Consider the following 22769-nt stretch of genomic DNA (forward strand, 5'->3'; position numbering starts at 1 on the left):
CAAGCGCGTGTGTTTCACGGGAAAACGCGCAGCGCTTTCCCGTGCGCCGCACGTCATTCGCTCTGCAGCTTCCACTTGTTGTTGACGATCTCGACGATCACGCGCGCGCGCTGGTCGAGGCCCGCATGATCGGTCGCGCTCATGTTGAAGATGCCATGCGCGCCGGCCACGTCCTGCGAGCTTTCGAGCGCGGCGCGCAGCGCCACGCGGAACGCCTCGGTGCCAGGCTGGCCCGCCTTCAGTGCGATCGGAATTGCGCGCTGGAGCAACTGCCCTGCGTCCCACGCATGGCCGCCGAAGGTCGCCACCGTGCCCACGCCATAGGCCTTCTCATAGGCCGCCTTGTAGGCCAGCGCCGACTTCTTCACAGGGTTCGAATCGGGCAACTGATCGGCCACCAGAATCGGGCCTGCGGGCAGCAACTCGCCTTCGCAGTCCTTGCCGCAAACGCGCAGGAAGTCGTTGTTCGCCACGCCGTGCGTCTGATAGATCTTGCCCTTGTAGCCGCGATCCTTGAGCGTGGTCGCAGGCAGCGCCGCCGGCGTGCCGGAACCTGCGATCAAGATCGCATCGGGGTTCGCCGACATCAGCTTGAGCGCCTGGCCCGTGACCGACGAGTCGGTGCGGTTATAGCGCTCGGTCGCCACGATCTTGAGGTTATGCTTCGCGGCCGCGCTCGTGAACTCCTTGAGCCAGCTGTCGCCATAGGCGTCGGTGAAGCCGACGAAGCCCACCGTCTTCACGCCTTGCTTCTCCATGTAGCTCGCAAGCGCGTCGGCCATCAGGCTGTCGTTCTGCGGCGTCTTGAAGGCCCATTGACGCTTCGCGTCGATCGGCTCGACGATCGCGGCGGATGCGGCGAGCGAGATCATCGGCGTCTTGCCCTGCGCGACGACATCGAGCATCGCGAGCGAGTTCGGCGTGACCGACGAACCGATGATCGCGTCCACGTGATCTTCGTCGATCAGCTTGTGCGTGTTCTGCACGGCCTTGCTCGTGTCCGAGGCGTCGTCGAGCACGATGTACTGCACGCTCTTGCCCGCGATCTCCTTGGGCAGCAGCGCGATGGTGTTCTTCTCCGGAATGCCTAGCGACGCCGCCGGTCCCGTTGCCGAGAGCGTCACGCCAATCTTCACCTGCGCGGCGGCTACGCCCGCCGTGCCCATCAGCGCCGCTGCGAGTGCGGCACTAATCGAGCTCAAAACCCACTTCTTCGTTTTCATTGCGCGTCTCCAAACGCTTGGTCTGCGTGTTGTCGATTGATCCTGCGTCGATTACTAGGATGTTCGTAAATCGGCGCTGGCCTTTGAGTGTAGTAATCGGTTTCGCGCGTGTAATGCATGGTTTTCCCTGCCTGCGGCGCTGCACAAGCCGCCGCATGCCTGGGTGCGCTCGCCGCTTTTATCGACTGCTGAATTGCTGAACTGCTGTACTGCCCTCTTCCCCTGCTGCTGCGAAGCCGTTGTCACGGCAACAAAAAAGGCACCTCGAATGAGCGTGCCTTTTTCGTGTTCCGTGTGTCAGTCAGCCGGCGCTCAATCGCCGGCGAGTTTCCACTTGCCGCCGACGATCTCCACCATCACGCGGGCACGTTGATCGAGGCCCGCGTGGTCGGTCGCGCTCATGTTGAAGATGCCGTGCGCACCGGCCACGTCGTGCGAGCTCTCGAGCGCCGCGCGCAGCGCTTCGCGAAATGCCTTCGTGCCCGGCTGACCGGCCTTCAGCGCAACCGGAATCGCATGCTGAAGCAGGAGGCCCGCGTCCCACGCATGACCGCCGAAGGTCGAGATCGAACCCGCGCCATAGGCCTTTTCATAGGCAGCCTTGTACGCAAGCGCCGATTGCTTGACGGGATTCGAGTCAGGCAATTGATCGGCGACAAGCAGCGGCCCGGCGGGCAGATACGTGCCGTCGCAGTCCTTGCCGCACACGCGCAGGAAGTCGTTGTTGGCCACGCCGTGCGTCTGATAGTACTTGCCCGTGTAGCCGCGCTCCTTGAGCGTTTTCTGCGGCAGCGCGGCCGGCGTGCCTGCCCCCGCGATGAGCACCGCGTCGGGGTGCTGCGAGATCATCTTGAGCACCTGGCCCGTGACGGAAGCGTCGTTGCGCGCGAAGCGCTCGTTGGCGACCACCTTGATGTTCTGCTTCGCGGCGGCTGCGTTGAATTCCTTGTACCAGCTCTCGCCATAGGCGTCCGAGAAGCCAATGAAGGCCACCGTCTTCACACCGTGCGCGGCCATGTGCTGTGCGATCGCGCCGGCCATCAGCGCGTCGTTCTGAGGCGTCTTGAAGACCCACGCGCGCTTCGCGTCCATCGGTTCGACAATGGAGGCCGCGGCGGCCATGGAGATCATCGGCGTGGACGTTTCCGCGGCCACGTCGATCATGGCGAGCGAGTTGGGCACGACGGTCGAGCCGATCAAGGCGTCGACGTGATCTTCGCTCGTGAGCTTGCGCGCGTTTTTCACCGCCTGCGTGGAATCAGTGGCGTCGTCGAGCACGATGTAGTCGACTTTCTGGCCCGCGATTTCCTTCGGCAGCAGCGCAACTGTGTTCTTTTCCGGAATGCCGAGCGAGGCAGCCGGCCCCGTAGCCGACAGCGTCACACCGATCTTCACGTCTGCATACGCCCCGCCGGCCGTCGCCGCGAGCACCCCGGTCGCGACGCAAGCCGCCCCCATCCAACGCAAAACCAACTGCATCTCCACTCCTTCGATATTCGTTTTCTTTATTGCTACGGATTTTGTGGCGCACCGCGGCCGATTACCTCATGCGCGAATCGATAATCCGCTGCGGGAAATCAACGCAAAAATGCTGACCGCATGGTCGGTGATTGGCGAGTGTAGCGGTCTGCGTATTCAGATGGCAAGTGCTTTCCATCAGCTTACAACGCAGGGGATTCAGCGCGCTCTTTGCGTAATGCGCAAACGCTTATGCAGCGGGGGAAGCCGGCCGCATGGACCGATTTGCGTAATTTGGGAAGGGATAATCTGTGCGTGCGAAGCAACGTAAATCGCACGCCACGGCAGCAGGGAAAGATAATCGCCGTGCCGTTGAAAGAAGGTGCGTAGAAATATAAAAAGCGCTGTTGGACTCTCATCCAACAGCGCTTCCTTGTCCGGGCACTTGGTGCCTCAGTTGTCTCCTCGTTCTCCACCTGCAAATTCGGTGCATCAGAACTAGGTGAAACTTTAAACTTCGCCCCCCTCAGCAGCAACTAGCATTTACCCTAGTGGTGCAGTGCGGCACCGAAATGGGGCGCGGTGCCACCGATTTGTCGCACGGCGGGGCGCTCCGGCATGCCGCAACGCGACATGTTTGCCTGCCTTTGCCCGTTCCGCGCAAGGGCCGCTCATTCTATCGCAGTCCAGAGCAGTCATGGCACGCCACTTCGTCACGCGCGCAAGGGCCGCACGCGCGCCACGATCTCGCCGACAATGCCGCGCCGGAACGCCAGCACGCAGGCAATGAAGATGATGCCCGTGACGATCGTTGTGGACTCACCGAGTGAGCGGAACCACTCCACGCCCGTCCCTCTTGCGAGCGCCGTGCCGATATCACCCAGCCGGTCTTCCAGCGCGACGATCAGCGTTGCGCCAAGCAGCGGCCCGAACAGCGTGCCCATGCCGCCCACGAGCGTCATGAGGATCACGAGGCCAGACATGGTCCAGTACGCGTCGCCGAGCGTTTCGAAGCCGAGCACGAGCACCTTGAGCGCACCGGCCAGCCCTGCGAGCCCCGCCGACAACACGAACGCGAGCAGCTTGAAACGGTCGGTGTCGTAGCCGAGCGAAACCGCTCGCGGCTCGTTCTCCTTGATCGCGACGAGCACCTGCCCGAACGGCGAATGCACAATGCGCACGATCAGACCAAACGCCAGCACCATCACCACGAGCACGACGTAATAGAGCGTGAGATCGGAATCGAGCGAAACCACACCGAACAGCTTGCCGCGCGGCACGCCTTGCAGACCGTCCTCGCCATGCGTGAACGGCGCCTGCAGGAACACGAAGTAGACCATCTGCGCGAGCGCGAGCGTGACCATCGAAAAGTAGATGCCCTGCCGCCGAATCGCGAAGATACCCACCACCAGGCCGATCAGCGTGGCCACCGCCGTGCCCGCGAGCACGCCCAGTTCGGGCGTGAAATTGAGCGACTGGATCGCGTAGCCGGCCGTGTAGCCCGCGCTCGCGAGAAACATCGCGTGGCCAAACGAAAGCAGGCCCGTATAGCCGATCAGCAGGTTGAAGGCCGCAGCAAACAGCGCGAAGCACAGCACCTTCATGACGAAGAGCGGATAGGCGCCGGCAAACGGCGCGACGATCAGCCCGATCAGCAACAACCCATAGAGCGCTTTTCTTTGCATCATCGTTCCTTGCCGAAGAGGCCAGCGGGGCGAATCAGCAGCACGATCGCCATGATTACGAACACCACGGTCGCCGAGGCTTCGGGCCAGAACACCCGCGTGAAGCCTTCGATCACGCCGAGCATGAGGCCGGTGAGAATCGAGCCCATGATCGAGCCCATGCCGCCGATCACGACCACGGCGAACACGGTGATGATCATCGACTGCCCCATGAGCGGCGACACCTGGATCACAGGCGCGGCCAGCACGCCCGCGAACGCCGCGAGCGCCACACCAAAGCCGTAGGTAAGCGTGATCATGAGCGGCACGTTGATGCCGAACGCCTCGACGAGCTTGGGGTTCTCCGTGCCCGCGCGCAGATACGCACCCAGGCGTGTTTTTTCGATCACGAACCAGGTGGCGAAGCACACGGCAAGCGAAGCGACCACGACCCACGCACGATAGTTCGGCAGATACATGAAGCCGAGATTGGTCGCGCCCGCGAGCAGATCGGGGACGTTATAGGGCTGCCCGGACGAACCGTAGATCGAGCGGAACACGCCTTCCACCACGAGCGTGAGCCCAAAAGTCAGCAGGAGTCCATATAAATGATCGAGCCGATACAACCAGCGCAGCATCGTGCGCTCGATCACGATGCCGAACGCCCCGACCACGAGCGGCGCGACGACGAGCATCGCCCAGTACGGCAGATCGAAGTACGCGAGCCCCATCCACGTGAGCATCGCGCCGAGCATGAACAACGCGCCATGGGCGAAGTTGATCACGTTGAGCATGCCGAAGATCACCGCGAGGCCGAGGCTCAGGATCGCGTAGAACGAGCCGTTCACGAGCCCAAGGAGCAACTGGCTCAGCATTGCCGGAAGCGGAATGCCAAAAATCATCATGAAAGCCGCCCATCGAGGCATTGACGCATTAACGGATTACGCAATCGCGCCGCGCCCGGCACACCCAACTCGGGGCGCCGGGCGCGGCATACGACTGCGGCATTTACGCGCTCGCGCTTACTTCCACAGCGCGCACTTGCTCTCCTGCTTCGTCGTGTAGGCCTGCTCGCCCGGAATCGTCTGCAGCACCTTGTAGTAGTCCCACGGCTTCTTCGACTCGGACGGCTTCTTCACCTCGACCAGATACATGTCGTGAATCAGCACGCCGTCCTGGCGGATATAGCCGCCCTTGGTATAGAAGTCGTTGACCTTCGTCTTCTTCAGTTGCTCCATGACCTTGTCGGAATCGGTCGTGCCGGCCGCCTGCACCGCCTTCAGATACGTGGTCACCGCCGAGTAGTCGGCGGCCTGCAGTTCGGACGGCATCTTCTTCGTCTGCTCGAAGTAGCGCTGCGCCCACTTGCGCGTGTCGTCGTTCTGGTCCCAGTACCAGCCGGTCGTCAGCACGAGGCCCTGCGTGGTGTCGAGCCCGAGGCTGTGCACGTCGGGCAGGAACATCAGCAGCGCCGCGGTCTTCATCGACTTGTTGATGCCGAATTCCTTCGCGGCCTTGATCGCATTGACCGTGTCGCCGCCCGCGTTCGCGAGGCCGAGAATCTGCGCCTTCGACGACTGCGCCTGCAGCAGGAACGACGAGAAGTCCGAAGCCGACAGCGGATGGCGCACTTCGCCGAGCACCTGGCCGCCGTTTGCCTTCACGACGTCCGCGGTGTTCTTCTCGAGCGACTTGCCGAACGCGTAGTCGGCGGTCAGGAAGAACCAGGTCTTGCCGCCCTGCTTGAGCACCGCGAGGCCGGTGCCCTTTGCGAGCGCGACCGTGTCATAGCCATAGTGGACCGTGTACGGCGTGCACTGCTCGTTCGTCAGCGCGTCCGTGCCCGCGCCCGTGTTGAAGTACACCTTCTTCTTCTCTTGCGCGACCTGGTTCATCGCCAGCGCCGTTGCCGAGTTCGTGCCGCCGAGCAGCATGGTGAGCCCGTCACGGTCGAACCATTCGCGCGCCTTCGAAGCGGCGATGTCGGCCTTGTTCTGGTGGTCGGCGTACTCGATCTGGATCGGCTTGCCGAGCACCTTGCCGCCGAAGTCCGCGACCGCCATCTTGATTGCCGTGAGGCCGCCCTGGCCGTCGTCGTCGGCGTAAAGGCCGGACATGTCGGTGATGAAGCCGATCTTCACCGCGTCGTCGGCGGCCTGCGCGCTCCCCGCGCTGAACGCCATCGCAGCTGCCGAGGCGGCAAATAGGCCCGCGAGCCGCGCGAACGTGGTTTTCTTCATTGCAGTCTCCTTCCTTGGTTGCGTAGTTATTCAGGAACACTCCATGAACACTGGAGGCAAAGCGATTCGCGCCGCGCCCGTGCAACGCCGCGCAAAATCAGACCGAAAATTAAACGCCCAGCAGGTCGTGCAGCACCGGCATCTTCCCCTCGAGCTCGGCAGTGCCGAAGTGCTCGACGATGCGCCCGTGCTCCATCACGTAAAAGCGGTCCGCGAGCGGCGCCGCAAAGCGGAAGTTCTGCTCGACCATCACGATCGTGTAGCCGCGCGCCTTCAGGGTGAGGATCATGCGCGCGAGCGTTTGAACGATCACTGGCGCGAGACCTTCGGATATCTCGTCGAGCAGCAGCAGATTCGCGCCCGTGCGCAGAATGCGCGCCACGGCCAGCATCTGCTGCTCGCCGCCGGAAAGCCGCGTGCCCTGACTGTGGCGACGTTCAGCGAGATTGGGGAACATCGCGTAGATCTCGTCGAGCGACATGCCCTCGGCCAGCTTCGCGCCTTTCGCGCCGATATGCGGCGGCAGAAGCAGATTTTCTTCGCACGAAAGGCTCGAGAAAATGCCGCGCTCCTCGGGGCAATAGCCCACGCCACAGTGTGCGATGCGATACGTCGGCATCTGGACAGTCTCTTGTCCGCCAATGCGGATCGACCCCGTGCGCCGCCCGGTGAGTCCCATGATGGCGCGCAGTGTCGTGGTGCGGCCCGCGCCGTTGCGCCCGAGCAGCGTCACGACCTCGCCGCGCCCAACGGACAGATCCACGCCGTGCAGAATGTGCGATTCGCCGTACCACGCCTGCAGCCCCGCGATCTCCAGCGCCTTCGCGCTATCGGCTGCGCCGGCAGTGGCGGCCGCCTCGCGTTCGGTGACCGTGTTCATGCGTGCGCCCCCGTGAGCGCCGCGTCCGCGCTGCCCATATAGGCTTCGGCGACGAGCGGGTTCTTCGAGACTTCGGCGTAGCTGCCTTCGGCGAGCACCTCGCCGCGCTGGAGCACCGTGATGGTGTCGGAGATGCCGGCAATCACGTTCATGTTGTGCTCGACCATGAGGATCGTGCGGCCACTCGAGACTTTCTTGATCAGCGCCGTCACGCGGTCCACGTCTTCGTGGCCCATGCCCTGGGTCGGTTCGTCGAGCAGCATCAGCTCGGGCTCCATGGCGAGCGTCGTGGCGATTTCCAGCGCGCGCTTGCGGCCGTAGGCCAGTTCGACCGTGGGCACATCGGCGAAATCGGTCAGGCCCACTTGCGTGAGCAGATCCATGGCGCGGTCGTTGAGCTCCGCGAGTGTGCGTTCGCTTTTCCAGAAGTGGTAAGCGGTGCCGAGCGAGCGCTGCAGCCCCACGCGCACGTTCTGGAGCGCCGTGAGGTGAGGAAACACGGCGGAGATCTGGAACGAGCGGATAATGCCGCGCCGCGCGATCTGCGCGGGCCGCTCGTGCGTGATGTCGATCCCGTTGAAGACGATGCGCCCCGCGCTGGGCACGAGGAATTTGGTGAGCAGGTTGAAGCAGGTGGTCTTGCCTGCGCCGTTCGGTCCGATCAGCGCATGGATCGAGCCGCGGCATACGCGCAGGTTCACGCCGTTCACGGCCGTAAAGCCCTTGAACTGTTTCGTGAGGTCGCGCGTCTCCAGAATCGTGTCGCCGAGAATCATGTCCCCTTCCGAGCGTGGTAAGGCGTAACACTGCAGACCGTCCGTGACTTGTGGTGCACGGTCAGGTCCGGCGCGGACGGTGCGGCGCGCCTCCCGATGCGCGCAACGCGCGCCTGCCGACTGTCGCGTCATTGTCTCGCCAATGATGCAGCGCAATCATTGGGATTTGCACTTAAGGGAGCGTCACAAGGACAGTGAACGCTTAAATCGACAATTGACGACAGTTCGATGAAAATTAGCCGCACGTTAGCCGCACAATCGGCGCAAACCCGCCTCTGACAGACGTACAGAAACACGCGCGCGGAAGCGCTTCCGCGCGCGTCTACTATCGCTGCCTGAACGACGCTATCTTGCGCGCCGCTCCATGCCCTCAGGCAGTCGTCAACGTCGCACCGGCGGCGGCCTCCGTTTGCGCACGTGCACCTTCGCGACGATCGGCGCGCAGCATCTCGGCGGCGCGCTCTGCGATCATCAGCGTCGGCGAATTCGTGTTGCCCGAAGTAATGGTCGGCATGACCGAAGCGTCCACCACACGCAGGCCCTCCACCCCGCGCACGCGCAGGCGCGCGTCGACCACGGCGTCCGGATCGTCGGCGCGGCCCATGCGGCACGTGCCGACCGGGTGAAAGATCGTCGTGCCGACGTTGCCCGCAGCCTCGCGCAGTTGCTCCTCGCTCTGAAATGCGAGCCCGGGCAGGATCTCTTGTGGCTCGTAACGCGCAAGCGCTGCGCTGGCCGCGATGCGCCGCGTCAGCCGTATCGAGTTCGCCGCCACGCGCAGGTCGTGATCGGTCGAAAGATAATTGGGCGCGATGGCGGGCGCTTGCGCCGGGTCCGCCGAAACTGCGTGGATACTGCCGCGCGACGTGGGCCGCAAATTGCACACCGACGCCGTGAACGCATTGAAGCGATGCAGCGGCTCGCCAAAGCGGTCGAGCGAGAGCGGCTGCACGTGATACTGGAGGTCGGGCCGCGTAAGCGCGGGATCGTTCGGGTCCGACTTCGCGAACGCGCCGAGCTGCGAGGGGGCCATCGACATGGGCCCGCTCTGGAAGAACGCGTACTCCATGCCGATCATCAGCTTGCCCCACCAGTGCGCGGAAAGCGTGTTGAGCGTGCGCACGCCGTTCACGCGAAACGCCATGCGCAATTGCAGATGGTCCTGCAGGTTCTCGCCCACGCCGCGCAGATCCTGCACCACGCCAATGCCGAGCTGCGCGAGCCGCTGTGCGTCGCCGATGCCGGAAAGCTCGAGCAGTTGCGGCGAATTCACAGCGCCGGCGCTCAGGATGACTTCGCAACGCGCGCGCGCCACGTAATCCACATCGCTGCGATACTCCACGCCCACGCAGCGCTTGCCTTCGAAAATCACGCGCTGAGTGAGCGCGCCGGTCACGACCGTCAGGTTGGGTCGCTTCATCGCCGCGCGCAGGAACGCCTTCGACGCGTTCCAGCGCACGCCGCGCTTCTGGTTCACTTCGAAATAGCCCACGCCGCTGTTGTCGCCGCGATTGAAGTCGTCGGTGGCGGCAACGCCCTGCTCCTGCGCCGCGTGCGCGAACGATTCGAGAATCCGCCACTTCAGGCGCTGCTTCTCCACACGCCAATGGCCGCCCGCGCCGTGAAACTCGCTCGCGCCGCCGTGATGATCTTCGCTGCGGCGGAACACAGGTAGCACACTGTCCCACGACCAGCCGGAGTCGCCCGTCTCGCGCGCCCAGTTGTCGTAGTCTTCGCGCTGGCCGCGCATATAGATCATGCCGTTAATCGACGACGAGCCGCCCAGCACACGCCCGCGCGGATACGAAAGCGCGCGTCCGTTGAGGCCTTTTTCGGCGGCGGTCTTGTAGAGCCAGTCGGTGCGCGGATTGCCGATGCAATACAGGTAGCCGACGGGAATGTGGATCCAGTGATAGTCGTCCGTGCCGCCCGCTTCGATGAGCAGCACGGAAACGTCGGCGTCTTCGGTCAGGCGGTTGGCGAGCACGCAGCCCGCTGTGCCCGCGCCAACGATCACATAGTCGAATTCGCCTTCGAGGCGGCGCGCGGGCGCGCCGCGTGCTCCTTGAGCTTCACTCGGTGCAGGCATGTTGTGTCTCCAGCCACTACGTTTTCTTGGTGTTGTGATTTTCGAACTGCGATTGCGGCGCCGGGCGGCACAGAATATTTCGTCATGCTTGATAAACCACCCGGCTCCTGCCCACCTATTTCGCCACCGGCATCGTGAACTCCGCGCCCTTGGCGATGCTGTCAGGCCAGCGCTGCATGATGCTCTTGTAGCGCGTGTAAAAGCGCACGCCTTCCTCGCCATAAGCATGGTGGTCGCCGAACAGCGAACGCTTCCAGCCGCCGAACGAATGCCACGCCATCGGCACCGGAATCGGCACATTGATGCCCACCATGCCCACCTTGATCTGGCGCGAGAACGCGCGCGCGACGCCGCCGTCCGAGGTGTAGCACGACACGCCGTTGGCGAATTCGTGCGCGTTGATCAACTCGACGGCGCTCGCGAAATCGGGCACGCGCACGACCGAAAGCACCGGGCCAAAGATCTCTTCCTTGTAGATCGTCATATTGGTCTTCACATCGTCGAACAGCGTGCCACCGAGGAAGAAGCCGTCCTCATGGCCGTCCACCTTGTGGCCGCGCCCGTCCACCACGAGCCTCGCGCCCGCCGCCACGCCCGCCTCGATATAGCCCTGCACCTTCGCGCGATGCACGCCCGTGACAAGTGGGCCCATTTCCGAGGCGCCGTCCATGCCGCTGCCGATCTGCAGCGCCTTCACGCGCGGCGTGAGGCGCTCGACGAGTTCGTCCGCGATATGGCCCACGGCCACCGCCACCGAAATCGCCATGCAGCGCTCGCCGGCCGACCCGTATGCCGCGCCGATCAGGGCGTCGACCGCCTGGTCGAGATCGGCGTCCGGCATCACGACGAGGTGATTCTTCGCGCCGCCCAGCGCCTGCACGCGCTTGCCGTGCTTCGTGCCTTCCGTGTAGATGTACTCGGCGATCGGCGTCGAGCCGACGAACGACAGCGCCGTGACCTCGGGATGCACGAGCAGCGCGTCCACGGCCACCTTGTCGCCGTGCACGACGTTGAACACGCCGTCGGGCAAACCCGCTTCCTTGAGCAGTTCGGCAAGGCGCACGGAAGCCGAGGGATCGCGCTCCGAAGGCTTGAGCACGAACGTGTTGCCACACGCGAGCGCGATGGGGAACATCCAGCACGGCACCATCATCGGGAAATTGAACGGCGTGATGCCCCCCACGACGCCAAGCGGCTGGCGCAGATTCCAGTTGTCGATGCCGCCGCCGATCTGGTCGGTAAAGTCAGTCTTCAGCAGGTTGGGAATGCCGCACGCGAATTCGACCACCTCGATGCCGCGCATCACCTCGCCCTTCGCATCGGAGAACACCTTGCCGTGTTCGCGCGTGATCAGTTCGGCGAGTTCGTCGTGATGCTGGTCGAGCAGATCCTTGAACTTGAAGAGAATGCGTGCGCGCTTGATGGGCGCCATCTCCGCCCACTCGGGAAACGCCGCGGCCGCGGCAGCGACGGCCGCGTCCACTTCGGCCACCGTGGCAAGCGGCACGCGCGCGCTCACCTTGCCAAACGCCGGATTGAATACGTTGCCGTAACGCTCGCTCGTGCCGTCCAGCGGCTTGCCGTTGACGAAGTGCGTGAGCGTACGCACGCCTGCATCGCTCTGATGTGTCTCGCCCATGTCTGTGCCTCTTCTGTCGTGAAGCCTCGATCCAGCTAGCGTAATCGGCAGGCCGGGGCGCGATCCAATGATTAATGCTCAACAGCGATATAAGGCGGTTTAATATCAGGATATGGACCTGACCTTGCTCCGAGCGTTCGTCACGGTCGCGCGCGAGGGCAACCTCACGCGCGCGGCCACCCACCTGCATCTCACGCAGCCGGCCGTGAGCCTGCAGATCAAGCATTTGCAGGAGGCCCTTGGCGTCGCGCTCTTCACGCGCACCTCGCACGGCCTCGCGCTCACGCGTGACGGCCAGGCACTGCTGCCGCATGCCGAACGTGCGCTCGCCGCCGCCGGCGACGTGCAGCGCGCCGCTGCCGCGCTGCGGCACGAGGTGCGCGGGCGCTTGCGCATCGGCACCATTCTCGATCCGGCGTTCCTGCGTCTGGGCGGCTTTCTGCGTCAACTCGTCGAAACCTGGCCGCAGATCGAAACGGCGCTGCGCCACGGCATGTCCGGCTGGGTGCTCGACCAGGTGCGCTCGCGCGAACTCGACGTCGGCTACTACATCGGCCAGCCCGCACCCGACCCCGACATGTTCCATGTCATCACGCTCACACGCTTTCAGTACCGCGTGCTCGCGCCCGCGGGCTGGAAGGACCGCGTGAAGGACGCGCGGGACTGGCGCGCGCTCGCCGCGCTGCCGTGGATCTGGACGCCGCCCGCCTCCGCGCACAATCGCCTGCTCACCACGCTGTTCGAGGCCGCGAATGCGAAACCCGTGAAGGTGGCCGAGGTGGACCAGGAGCCGTCGATGCTCGATCTCGTGAAGTCGGGCGTGGGGCTCACGCTCGCGCGCGATTCCACGGCTCTCGCCGAAGCGCACGCGCACGGGCTCACCATCGTCGAAGGCGTGACGGTGCCCACGGAACTCACCTTTATCACGCTCGCCGCGCGGCGTGACGAGCCGACCATTGCGGCGGCGCTCAAGTCGATCGAAACGCAATGGGCGATATGAGCCGCGCTCATGAAGACGCGCGCGCGACGGTCAGGTCGGACGTGAGCGCAGACCGGGTCGCGTAACAGCGCTGTCACACAAGTTTTGATAGATTGGGAATTCGCTCCGCGTTTTCGGCACGCCTGACGGCGTGCTCACCCTGCGCGGCGCGTTTCCAGCCTCTCCGATCGTTCCGCTTGTTCCCCTTGTTCCCTTCGTTCGACAGGAGCCTTGCATGGCCCGCAACATCGAAATCAAAGCCCGCGCCCGTCAATTCGACGCCCTGCGCGAGCGCGCTTCCCAGCTCGCATCCGATGCGCCCCTGATCTTTCGCCAGCAGGACTTCTTCTACGATGTACCGCGCGGCCGCCTGAAGCTGCGCCAGTTCGACGACGGCACGCCGCCCGAGCTGATCTTTTATCAGCGCGACGATCGCGACGGCCCGAAGGCCTCGTACTACACGCGCAGCCCTGTGACCAATGCCGAGGCCATGCACTCGCTGCTCGCCACGGCGCTCACCACGCGCGGCATCGTCTCGAAGGAGCGCCACGTGTATCTGGCGGGCCGCACGCGCATCCATCTGGACCGCGTGGACGGCCTGGGCGACTTTGTCGAGCTGGAAGTGGTGCTCGGCCCCGAGGACGACGAGCAAGGCGGCGAAGCCGAGGCGCACGCGGTGTTCGCGAAGCTCGGCGTGGACGAAAGCGATCTCGTCGCGGTGGCTTACGTGGATCTGCTCAATACGGCAACTGCGGCCTGATCGGTTTAATCAGCAAACGGGCCCTTGCGGCCCTTATCCACCCTTTGCGGCCCTACGCTCACGCAGCCGGCGCGCCCGGCTCCAGATGACCCAGCGGCAGCGGCCCGTTGCGCTTGAACGTGGTGAGCACGATGTTCGAGCGCACGCTGTCCACGCCGGGCACGCGCATGAGCTTCTTCATGACGAAGGTCGAAAGCGCGTTCAGATCGGGCGCGACGATACGCAGCAAATAGTCGGCGTCACCCACCACGGCATGACATTCGAGCACTTCGGGCAGCACGTCGATCTGCTGCTGGAACTGCTCGATGATCGAATCCCCGTGATGCTTGAGCTTCAGGCTCGTGAACGCGGTCACGCCCAGCCCGAGCTTTTCGGGCCGCAGCACCACGCGATAGCCGTCGATCACCCCCGAGGCCTCGAGGCGCTGCAGCCGCCTGCCGATCTGCGAGGGCGAGAGCGGCACCTGCTCGCCAAGCTGCTGGTGCGTAGCGCGGCCAAAGCGCTGCAGCACGTCGAGGAGCGCCAGATCGAAATGATCGAGTTCGAGCATGAATGAAATCCGCATTGATTGACTTGATAACGCTCGATTATTGCATATCATAGACTAATTTCGTTCAATACGCGCACATGCCGCGCGCCATCCGCTCTAGACTTGCACAACAGCAAGCCTTTTTAGTGGAGCGTTACGAACATGGCCGCCGCCACCGCGAAACTGCAGGAGCAGTTCGACGCGGGTCTCACCACCCGTCCCGATTTCACGATAGACCAGCCGCTCGAGCGCTATGGTGCGGCCGATCACGCCGTATGGGACCAGCTCTACCGGCGTCAGCACGCGCTGCTCGAAGGCCGCGCCTGCGAGGCGTTCCTTGAAGGCGCCACGCGCATCGGCCTGAACGTTTCCCACGTTCCTTCCTTCGAGCAGGTGAGCGAGCGTCTGATGGCGGCAACCGGATGGCGCATCGTGGCGGTGCCGGGCCTCGTGCCGGATCGCATCTTCTTCGAGCACCTTGCGAACCGTCGCTTTCCGGTCACCTGGTGGATGCGCCGTCCCGATCAGCTCGACTATCTGCAGGAACCCGACTGTTTCCATGACCTGTTCGGCCATGTGCCGCTGCTCACCGACCCCACTTTCGCCGATGCGATTCACGCCTATGGCCGCGCGGCGCTTGCCGTCGAGGAGCGCGCGCTGCCGTTGCTCGCGCGGCTCTACTGGTACACGGTGGAGTTCGGTTTGATGCGCGACGCGAGCGCGCCAGACGGCGTGAAGATCTACGGCGCCGGCATCGTGTCGAGCAAGGGCGAGACGCTCTACAGCGTGGAAAGCGCGGCGCCGAACCGGCTGGCGTTCGACCTCGACCGCGTGCTGCGCACGCGCTATCGCATCGACACGTTCCAGAAAACCTACTTCGTGATCGACTCGTTCGCCCAGCTATTCAAAGCGCTGGGTGCGGGCATTGCGTCGCGCCTCGCCGACCCGGCGGCGCTCATCGCGGCGCAGCCTCACGCGGCGGGCGACGTGCTGCACAGCGACACGATCATCACGCGCGGCACGGGCGAGGGCTGGCTCGATGACGGCGATGTCTGAGCGCAAGGCGGCCGGGCAGCGCAACCAGTAGACGCAACTCCCAGCGAACGCCGACGCAAGATCGGACGCAATACGGGACGCAACTGCGCTTTGCGCCGCAACATGCGCACGTTCCTTGACCGGGCCGCTCGCACACGCGTCCCATTAGTGAAAAAATGGCTGATCGGCTAACGGCGCACGCCAGGCCCCAAGCTCAACACAGGTGCAACGATGATCAACCGACTCACATCCGAAGAGCGCGCATCGCAACTCGCCGACCTGCGCGGCTGGCAGGCCGTCGCCGGCCGCGACGCGATCCAGCGCCACTTCCGCTTCGCCGACTTCAATGAAGCATTCGGCTTCATGACGCGCGTGGCGATCAAGGCGCAGGAAATGAACCATCACCCCGAGTGGTTCAATGTGTACAACCGCGTCGAAATCACGCTCTCCACCCACGAAGCCGACGGCCTCACCTCACGCGACATCGAACTCGCGCGCTTCATCGACTCGATCGCACCTGGACCGCTCAGCGCATAAGCAGCAGTACCAAGCATGGGTACGCTGTGCGCACGGCGAGTGCACACAACGCGCGCGCAGCGTGCCGTGAAAGCATAATGCAGGGTAGCGGGCCTTCAAACCTTCAGCTTTGAAGGCTATTCTTGATGGATACGTAAGACTCCCAGGCAGCGCGGGCAATCGGGTCTAAACGTTCCGGTGATATGGCGTTCTGACGCTGTACAATCAGCAGCGCATAAGGCTTGGAGAGCGCACTCGCCTCCTGGCACAACGCGAGTTCGTCGCCAATCGAAGGCGAGCGGTTGCGCCAGAAGTTGATCGCGGCTTCGAGTTCGGTGATCGAAATATCGGACATGTGGATCGTGATCGCGCAACCGTCGGGCTATGCCGTAATGTCAGCAAGCGACGCTTCGCGAACTGCGTGCCTGAACGCTAAAACCCATTGTACTTGAGCGAATCCCATGCGACTCCTTCTGATCGAAGACGACCGCCCTATCGCACGCGGTATCCAGTCCAGCCTCGAACAAGCCGGCTTCACGGTCGACATGGTCCACGACGGCATCTTCGCCGAACAGGCCCTCACGCAGAATCGCCATGAACTCGTGATCCTCGATCTCGGCCTGCCGGGCATCGACGGCATGACGCTGCTTTCGCGCTTTCGCCAAAGCAACCGGCACACGCCCGTTATCGTGCTCACCGCGCGCGACGAACTGAACGACCGCGTCCAAGGCCTGAATTCCGGCGCCGACGACTACATGCTCAAGCCGTTCGAGCCGGCCGAGCTCGAAGCGCGCATTCGCGCCGTGATGCGCCGCAGCGGCCCGCACGGCGACGTGCCGCGCCCCGAAGTGTCGCTCGGCGGCGTGCGCCTGTCGGGCGTCGATCGCCGCATCTTCAACGACGACAAGCCGCTCGAACTCTCGCCGCGCGAGTTCGCCGTGCTCGAAATGCTGCTGCTGCGTCACGGCCGCGTGGTGAGCAAGGCGCAACTGCAGGACCACCTCACGCACTTCGGCGGCGACCTCGGCGACACCGCGATCGAAGTCTACGTGCACCGCGTGCGCAAGAAGCTCGAGAACTGCCGCGTCGAAATCGTCACGGTGCGCGGCTTCGGCTATCTGCTGCAGGAAATCCGCCAGGCAGCCTGATTCGCCTCGCTTCCTGAGCCAGCCAACGGCGGCGGATCACTCCGCCGCCGTTTGCGCTTGATGGCCCGTCACTGGCACGTCAGTGGCACGCGAATGCCCCATCGATGGGACTTCAGCCGCCGCGCCCGCGGCCCGCGTACAATGGATCGGTCCCGTGCGGCGCACGCCGCCGCACCCACGATCCATCATTCGCCCCGAAGCCATCATGTCCTCACCTGCCGCAACGAGTCTGCGGCGCACGCTGCTAAGGCGCCTGGCCGCCCCGCTTTCGCTGCTCGCGCTGATGAGCGGCCTGATCGCCTATTGGCTCGCCTGGCAGTACACGCAGCACGTAGTGGACCGCTCGCTCGCCGACCTCGCCACGGCCATTTCCCGGCAGATCCAGATCGCCGGCGACGATGCCCCCAATACCGTCCCGCCGCTCGCGCAGGCGATGTTCTCCGACCCGGTCGAGCATCTCATCTATCGCATCAGCAACGGCGAAACGGAAATCGCGGGCGACCACGATCTGCCGCTGCAGGGCACTAACGTGCGCCGCATGCACTACGCGTACGTGTTCGAAACGATCTACAAGGGCGTGACCGTGCGCGTCGCCCAGGTGCGCGTGCCGCAAACACACGGTAATCCGATCGTCGTGGAAGTCGGTCAGCCTGTGCATCATCGCTTTCGCATCGCGGCCGAATTTCTCGTCGCGATCATGATGCCGTTGCTGCTGCTGCTGCTTGCCGGCTGGGTCATCGTGTGGCGCGTCGTCAACCAGCAGCTCAACCCGCTCACCGCGCTCGCCGACTCGCTGAACCGCCAGACGCACACGTCGCTCGAGCCCGTGGACGAGACCTATGTGCCCGTCGAGATCCGTCCGCTCACCGGCGCACTCAACGCGCTGCTCGGCCGCCTGAAGACCGCGCTCGACGCGCAGCGCAAATTCATCGCCGACGCGGCCCACCAGCTGCGCACGCCGCTCACCGCGGTCAAGCTGCATGCCGAGCAGGCCGTGAACGCGCGCGAGCCGCAAAAGGTCAGCGACGCCGTGCGCGAGTTGCGTGCGGCCGCCGATCGCGCGGTGCGTCTGTCCAATCAGCTGCTCTCGCTCGCGCGCGCGGAGCCGGGCGAGCAAGCTGCGCGTTTCGTCGATATCGACATGGCCGCGCTCGCGTTCGAGACCGGCGCCGAATGGGTGCCGCGCGCGCTGGCGAATCACGTCGACCTCGGTTTCCAGCGCCTCGACGACCCCGAGAACGACACGCCGTTGATGGTGCGCGGCAACCCCGTGCTGCTGCACGAGGTCATCGCGAATCTGCTCGACAACGCGCTCAAGTATTTGCCGCCTGCGCGGCTGGAAGGCGGCCGCATCACCGTGACTGTTTCGCAGTCCTCCGTTGACGGCACGCCGATGGCCGAGATCGTCGTGGAAGACAACGGCAGCGGCGTGCCCGCTTTGCAACAAGCGGATCTCTTCAAGCGCTTCTTCCGCGGCGACGCTCAAAGCGAGAACGGCGTGGACGGCGGCGCGGGCCTCGGTCTTGCGATCGTGCACGACATCATGGCGCTGCATCGCGGCAGCGTGCATTACGAAGATGCACCGGAAGGCGGTGCGCGCTTCATCGTGCGCGTGCCGCTCGCGACTGTCCGCACGCCGGTACGCACAGACGCCAAAGACAAGCGGGACAGCAAGGAAGGCAGCGCCGCTGAAACCGTGCAGCGCGAGGCGGTCAAGTCAGACGAACCGCCGCGCGAGAAGAAACCGGCTCATCAGGCGAGCATCGATCTCTAACGCTGCGCCTGCCACGAAAACGACAAGGGCCGCTCTCATGCGGCCCTTGTGCTTCATGCGACGCGACGCGCGTTGCGCCGCTTACTTCTTCTTTTTGCCCTTGCCCTTCGAGGCCTTGGCACCCTTCGCAGACTTGTCGTCGTCGGGCGGTGCGAGCATCGTGCCGCGGCATTTGCGGGCGCCGCAACGGCATTCGTATTCGCGCTTGAGCTTCTTCGTCTGCTTCGCGTCGATCACGAGACCGTAGTCGTAGAAGAGTTCCTCGCCCTCTGCGATATCGCGCAGCGCGTGAATATAAACGTGTCCTTCGATTTCCTCGGCTTCGCAGTTCGGCGCGCACGAATGATTGATCCAGCGCGCGCTGTTGCCCTTCACCTTGCCGTCGATCACGTCGCCGTCGTCGAGCGCGAAATAGAACGTGTGATTCGGTTCGTCAGGATTATGCGGATGACGCCGCAGCGCTTCCTTCCAGGAGATGCGCTCGCCCTTGTATTCGATCAGTCGTTCGCCGGTCGCAATGGGGACCGCCGCAAACACGCCCTTGCCGTGCACGCCCGACTGGCGCACGACGATCCTGCGTTCACTCATTGATGAATCCTTGTGAAGTACTGGGGGAGACTGTCCCGGCCATGACAGGCGGCCTGGAAGACATCCTCTCGCGCGCCGCCTGCAGCTCTCTCATGAAGCCGTGCCCGACGGTCTGCCTGGCCTTGCATCGGCCCTTGCATCAAACTTCGCGTCCTGCCTCGTCGCGGTCCGTACGCAAACGCGGCGCCGATTGGGCGCCGCGCTCATGCGACGCCCGGCGCGCCACAGACGGCATCGTACACGCTCGCGCCTCTTTCGTTCAACCCATATGCGCCGTGAGACAAGCGCCGCGCGCAGCGTATCAGCGCTGGCCGAGCGTTGTCTCGCCGAACAGCTTCTTCAACTCGCGCGGCTGCGAGCGCCAGTATTGCGGCGGCGCGTTCACGCTCGCTCCGAGTTGTGCCGCGGCGTGCCACGGCCAGCGCGGATCGTAGAGCATCGCGCGCGCCATCGCGATCATGTCGGCTTCGCCGTCTTCGACGATCTGGTTGGCCTGCAAGGCGTCGGTGATGAGGCCCACCGCAATCGTCGTCATGCCGGTTTCGGCCTTCACCTTGCGTGCGAACGGCACTTGATAGCCAGGTTCGAGCGGAATCTTTTGCAGCGGTGACACACCGCCCGACGACACGTCGATCCAGTCCGCGCCGCGTGCCTTGAGCGCTTGCGCGAAGACGACCGTGTCCTCGGGCGTCCAGCCGCCTTCAACCCAGTCCGTTGCCGAAACGCGCACACCGATCGGGCGATCGGCGGGAAATTCGGCGCGCACGGCGTCGAACACTTCGAGCGGAAAACGCATGCGGTTCTCGCGCGAGCCGCCGTACTCGTCGCTGCGCTGGTTCGCGATCGGCGAGAGGAACTGGTGCAGCAAATAGCCATGCGCCGCGTGTATTTCAAGCGCGTCGATACCAAGACGCGCAGCGCGGCGCGCCGTGGCCACGAACGCATCGCGCACGCGATTCAGACCCGCGACGTCGAGTGCGAGCGGCGGCGCCTCGCCCTCCTTGTGCGCGAGCGCCGAAGGCGCGTGCGGCAGCCACCCGCCTTCGGCAACCGGAATCAGTTGGCCGCCCTCCCAGGGCACATGGCTCGACGCCTTGCGCCCCGCGTGCGAGATCTGCATGGCGATGCGGATCGGCGAATGGCGGCGGACAGCAGCGATAACGGGCTCGAGCGCGGCTTCGGTCACGTCGTCCCAGAGGCCGAGATCGCCCGGCGTGATACGGCCGTCGGGTTCGACGGACGTCGCTTCGATGCAAAGCATCGCGGCGCCCGACAACGCCAGGTGGCCGAGATGGATCATGTGCCAGTCGTTGGCCTCGCCACGCTCGGCGGAGTACTGGCACATCGGTGAAACGACGATGCGATTGGCGAGCGTCACGCCACGCAGTTCGAGCGGAGTGAAGAGCTTGCTCATGGGAGGTCCACGGACGGATGGCAGAAGCGTCCGAGAATAGCACGCGCTTTTTTCGCGCGTTCGACAGGGAACACGGCGCGTACGCGACGTGCGCCCGCGCGAAGCGGATCAGGCCGGGTTCAGGGTTGGCGCGCGGCCATGCGGGCGTCTACAGCGTCCAGCCATTCGCCGAACATGCGGCTCGCCTGCGCTTCGAGCGTCGGCCCGTGGCGCGCCGTGTCGTCGCGCAGCGCGTTCACGTCCACGCCCGCGGTGGCGATTTCGGCGGCGTTTCCGATCAGCCAGGGCTCGAAGCGGTCGGCGCGCACTTCAGGATGGCATTGCAGCCCGAGCACGTGGTTGCCCCACGAAAACGCCTGGTTCTCGCACAGCGGCGTGGAAGCGAGACGCGTCGCGCCCTGTGGCAGATCGAAGGTATCGCCATGCCAATGCAGCATGGAGGTGAGCGCGCCGTCGATGTGCTGCAGCGGCGAGGCGCGGCCCGCGTCGGTGAGCGTGAGCGGCGTCCAGCCGATTTCCGGCTGCGGCCCGGCATACACGCGCGCACCGAGCACGCGAGCGATGAGTTGCGCGCCGAGGCAGATGCCGAGCGTGGGCAGACCGGCCGCGACGCGCTTTTCGATCATCGCAGCGAGGGGAACGAGGGTGGGATAGCGTGCGTCGTCGCACGCATTGATCGGACCGCCGAGCACGACCATGAGCGACGCCGACAAGGGATTGAGCGCGCCAACGCGGGCGAAGCCGACGTCGACGTAGCGCACGGGGCGTCCACGGTTGCCGAGCACGCGCTCGAAGCTGCCGAGGTCCTCGAAATAGACATGGCGCACAGCCAATACTTCGCGATTCATCGGCAGATTCCCGGGTCGGCTGTGGACGGCTTGCACGTTACCGCCTGTGTACGGCGCGTGTGCACGTTTGCGCCTGCGGTCGTGACAAAAACGTGTAGCAAATACTTGCGAGAACTACACAAATTACCACGCACACAATCCCGGCACGCAATCGACATTGCGACGCTTTGCATTACCGTAAATTACATGCATGACGCGCGCGGGCGTCAACGCGCGCCGCCCGCTCCGGGGCGGCGGCGCAGCTGTCGCCTTAAACCGCGAAGATCTTCCAGTTTTTCTTCTGGGTCGTCACGTCGGCCTGTTCGTAGACCGAGCAATCGAGACGCAGATCGGTGTCAGCCATATCGATGTTCAGAAGCTGGCAGTGATGCGGCGTCTTCTTCGGGTTCTTGCTCGGCTCGAAATGCGAGCAGGTCAGGCACATGCGGTGTTGCGGGCTGGTTTCCTGCGCTTCGAGCAGATAAACCGTCTTGAGCAGCGTGCGATAAAGCGTGGACTGTTCGTCCGCCTTCAGCGTGCCGACCGCCTTCGAGAGGAAGTCAGGCCACTGCGAGGCCTTCTTCGCCGCCGTGCGGCCGCGCGAGGTCAGACGCACCGCGAGTGCGCGGCCGTCGTCGAGCGCGCGACGCTTTTCGACAAGCCCCTTGGTTTCGAGCGTGCTCACCGCATCGCTCGTGGTAGCGGCCGTGAGGGCCGTTTCACGTGCGATCTCGCCGAGGCGCATCGGCCCCTTACGCTGCATCAGCAGCACGAGAATTTCGCCCTGGGTAGGCGTGAGTCCTGCCCCTTCGGCCCAGTCCCACGCCTGGCTCCGCATAGCCGTGCTAAGTCGCAGCAGGCTATGGGTCACCCGCCCGGCTGCCTGCTCTCCGTATACGCCTTCGCTCATAGTCTTTCGCTGGTTATTTGGCAGCTTGCGCTGCATCGTCAGCCGCCGCTTTGACCGACGGCCTGTGGGAACGCTGGCGCCCGGTTCCCGAGCGCCGCACCATCTCAAAAAAACCTGCTACGCGCACGCCAAGGTGTACGTAGCACTGTCATTTTTCTTGCCGCAGACCCCGAAAACATCCTTCAAGTTCCGATGCCAGTGCAGCAAACCGACATTCTATGCGAGAGCGGCAAATCGCACAGCTAACTTATCCAACGCGAATTGTGGATAACCCGTTGATAAGCACGCTATTGCTATGTGCACAGGTTCTTGACCGCTCG

The 22769-nt window shown here is 64.2% G+C and carries 20 protein-coding genes and 1 pseudogene; 6 read left to right on the forward strand and 15 right to left on the reverse strand.

The features are described 5' to 3' along the window. Positions 1 to 53: 53 nt before the first annotated feature. The 9 genes from U5A57_RS00260 to U5A57_RS00300 form a co-directional block, all read right to left on the reverse strand. A complete protein-coding gene (locus U5A57_RS00260) occupies positions 54 to 1223 on the reverse strand; it encodes an ABC transporter substrate-binding protein (RefSeq protein WP_321907193.1) in 1170 nt (389 codons plus the stop codon). Positions 1224 to 1535: 312 nt separating this feature from the next. Further along, the gene (locus U5A57_RS00265) at positions 1536 to 2702 is read right to left on the reverse strand and encodes an ABC transporter substrate-binding protein (RefSeq protein ID WP_321907195.1); all 1167 of its coding nucleotides are present in this window, start codon (positions 2700 to 2702) and stop codon (positions 1536 to 1538) included. A gap of 692 nt (positions 2703 to 3394) precedes the next feature. Continuing rightward, on the reverse strand, positions 3395 to 4366 hold the full coding sequence (locus U5A57_RS00270; RefSeq protein ID WP_321907787.1) for a branched-chain amino acid ABC transporter permease: 972 nt from the start codon (positions 4364 to 4366) through the stop codon (positions 3395 to 3397). Beyond that, positions 4366 to 5250: a branched-chain amino acid ABC transporter permease gene (locus U5A57_RS00275; protein WP_321907196.1), complete on the reverse strand. Its 885-nt coding sequence runs from the start codon at positions 5248 to 5250 to the stop codon at positions 4366 to 4368. The genes U5A57_RS00270 and U5A57_RS00275 overlap by 1 nt, the downstream gene beginning before the upstream one ends. 117 nt (positions 5251 to 5367) lie before the next feature. Then, complete coding sequence (locus U5A57_RS00280; protein ID WP_321907198.1) at positions 5368 to 6585, reverse strand: ABC transporter substrate-binding protein; 1218 nt, start codon at positions 6583 to 6585, stop codon at positions 5368 to 5370. A 109-nt stretch (positions 6586 to 6694) separates the two neighbouring features. Next, the gene (locus U5A57_RS00285; protein ID WP_321907200.1) at positions 6695 to 7465 is read right to left on the reverse strand and encodes an ABC transporter ATP-binding protein; all 771 of its coding nucleotides are present in this window, start codon (positions 7463 to 7465) and stop codon (positions 6695 to 6697) included. Continuing rightward, on the reverse strand, positions 7462 to 8241 hold the full coding sequence (locus U5A57_RS00290; protein WP_028203291.1) for an ABC transporter ATP-binding protein: 780 nt from the start codon (positions 8239 to 8241) through the stop codon (positions 7462 to 7464). Before U5A57_RS00290 ends, U5A57_RS00285 begins: the two co-directional genes overlap by 4 nt. Before the next feature lie 370 nt (positions 8242 to 8611). Then, positions 8612 to 10330, reverse strand: a complete 1719-nt coding sequence (locus U5A57_RS00295) for a GMC family oxidoreductase (protein ID WP_321907201.1) — start codon at positions 10328 to 10330, stop codon at positions 8612 to 8614. A 115-nt stretch (positions 10331 to 10445) separates the two neighbouring features. Next, positions 10446 to 11969, reverse strand: a complete 1524-nt coding sequence (locus tag U5A57_RS00300; RefSeq protein ID WP_321907203.1) for a CoA-acylating methylmalonate-semialdehyde dehydrogenase — start codon at positions 11967 to 11969, stop codon at positions 10446 to 10448. A 112-nt stretch (positions 11970 to 12081) separates the two neighbouring features. On the opposite strand from U5A57_RS00300, the gene U5A57_RS00305 reads away from it, so the two are divergent. Together U5A57_RS00305 and U5A57_RS00310 are read left to right on the forward strand one after the other, a co-directional pair. After that, positions 12082 to 12969 (forward strand): LysR family transcriptional regulator, encoded by an 888-nt coding sequence (locus U5A57_RS00305; RefSeq protein ID WP_321907204.1) that lies wholly within the window; start codon positions 12082 to 12084, stop codon positions 12967 to 12969. Between the two features lie 214 nt (positions 12970 to 13183). Beyond that, complete coding sequence (locus U5A57_RS00310; RefSeq protein ID WP_321907206.1) at positions 13184 to 13708, forward strand: class IV adenylate cyclase; 525 nt, start codon at positions 13184 to 13186, stop codon at positions 13706 to 13708. Between the two features lie 58 nt (positions 13709 to 13766). Here the strand turns inward: U5A57_RS00310 and U5A57_RS00315 are convergent, their stop codons facing one another. After that, on the reverse strand, positions 13767 to 14258 hold the full coding sequence (locus tag U5A57_RS00315) for an Lrp/AsnC family transcriptional regulator (RefSeq protein WP_028203286.1): 492 nt from the start codon (positions 14256 to 14258) through the stop codon (positions 13767 to 13769). Positions 14259 to 14399: 141 nt separating this feature from the next. On the opposite strand from U5A57_RS00315, the gene phhA reads away from it, so the two are divergent. Together phhA and U5A57_RS00325 are read left to right on the forward strand one after the other, a co-directional pair. After that, positions 14400 to 15293, forward strand: coding sequence for a phenylalanine 4-monooxygenase (gene phhA / locus U5A57_RS00320; protein ID WP_321907207.1), 894 nt, complete (start codon positions 14400 to 14402; stop codon positions 15291 to 15293). 201 nt (positions 15294 to 15494) lie between these two features. Further along, positions 15495 to 15809: pseudogene (locus tag U5A57_RS00325) on the forward strand (4a-hydroxytetrahydrobiopterin dehydratase); the annotation flags it as partial. A 103-nt stretch (positions 15810 to 15912) separates the two neighbouring features. On the opposite strand, the gene U5A57_RS00330 reads toward U5A57_RS00325, so the two are convergent. After that, entirely contained in the window at positions 15913 to 16143 is a 231-nt protein-coding gene (locus tag U5A57_RS00330; protein ID WP_028203283.1) for a DUF3717 domain-containing protein, read from the reverse strand. Positions 16144 to 16249: 106 nt separating this feature from the next. Between U5A57_RS00330 and U5A57_RS00335 the strand changes: the two genes are divergently transcribed. After that, positions 16250 to 16936, forward strand: coding sequence for a response regulator transcription factor (locus U5A57_RS00335; protein ID WP_027815974.1), 687 nt, complete (start codon positions 16250 to 16252; stop codon positions 16934 to 16936). Between the two features lie 205 nt (positions 16937 to 17141). Continuing rightward, positions 17142 to 18710 (forward strand): sensor histidine kinase, encoded by a 1569-nt coding sequence (locus U5A57_RS00340; RefSeq protein WP_321907208.1) that lies wholly within the window; start codon positions 17142 to 17144, stop codon positions 18708 to 18710. 81 nt (positions 18711 to 18791) lie between these two features. Here U5A57_RS00340 and U5A57_RS00345 read toward each other — a convergent pair whose 3' ends face one another. The 4 genes from U5A57_RS00345 to U5A57_RS00360 form a co-directional block, all read right to left on the reverse strand. Beyond that, the gene (locus tag U5A57_RS00345; RefSeq protein WP_321907210.1) at positions 18792 to 19298 is read right to left on the reverse strand and encodes an SET domain-containing protein; all 507 of its coding nucleotides are present in this window, start codon (positions 19296 to 19298) and stop codon (positions 18792 to 18794) included. A gap of 301 nt (positions 19299 to 19599) precedes the next feature. After that, complete coding sequence (locus U5A57_RS00350) at positions 19600 to 20712, reverse strand: NADH:flavin oxidoreductase/NADH oxidase (RefSeq protein WP_321907211.1); 1113 nt, start codon at positions 20710 to 20712, stop codon at positions 19600 to 19602. Between the two features lie 119 nt (positions 20713 to 20831). Next, a complete protein-coding gene (locus tag U5A57_RS00355) occupies positions 20832 to 21560 on the reverse strand; it encodes a glutamine amidotransferase (protein WP_321907214.1) in 729 nt (242 codons plus the stop codon). Positions 21561 to 21810: 250 nt separating this feature from the next. Then, positions 21811 to 22449, reverse strand: coding sequence for a MarR family winged helix-turn-helix transcriptional regulator (locus tag U5A57_RS00360; RefSeq protein ID WP_321907216.1), 639 nt, complete (start codon positions 22447 to 22449; stop codon positions 21811 to 21813). Positions 22450 to 22769 lie beyond the last annotated feature (320 nt).

The organism is Paraburkholderia sp. J11-2 (assembly GCF_905220185.1).
Taxonomy (GTDB): Bacteria; Pseudomonadota; Gammaproteobacteria; order Burkholderiales; family Burkholderiaceae; genus Paraburkholderia.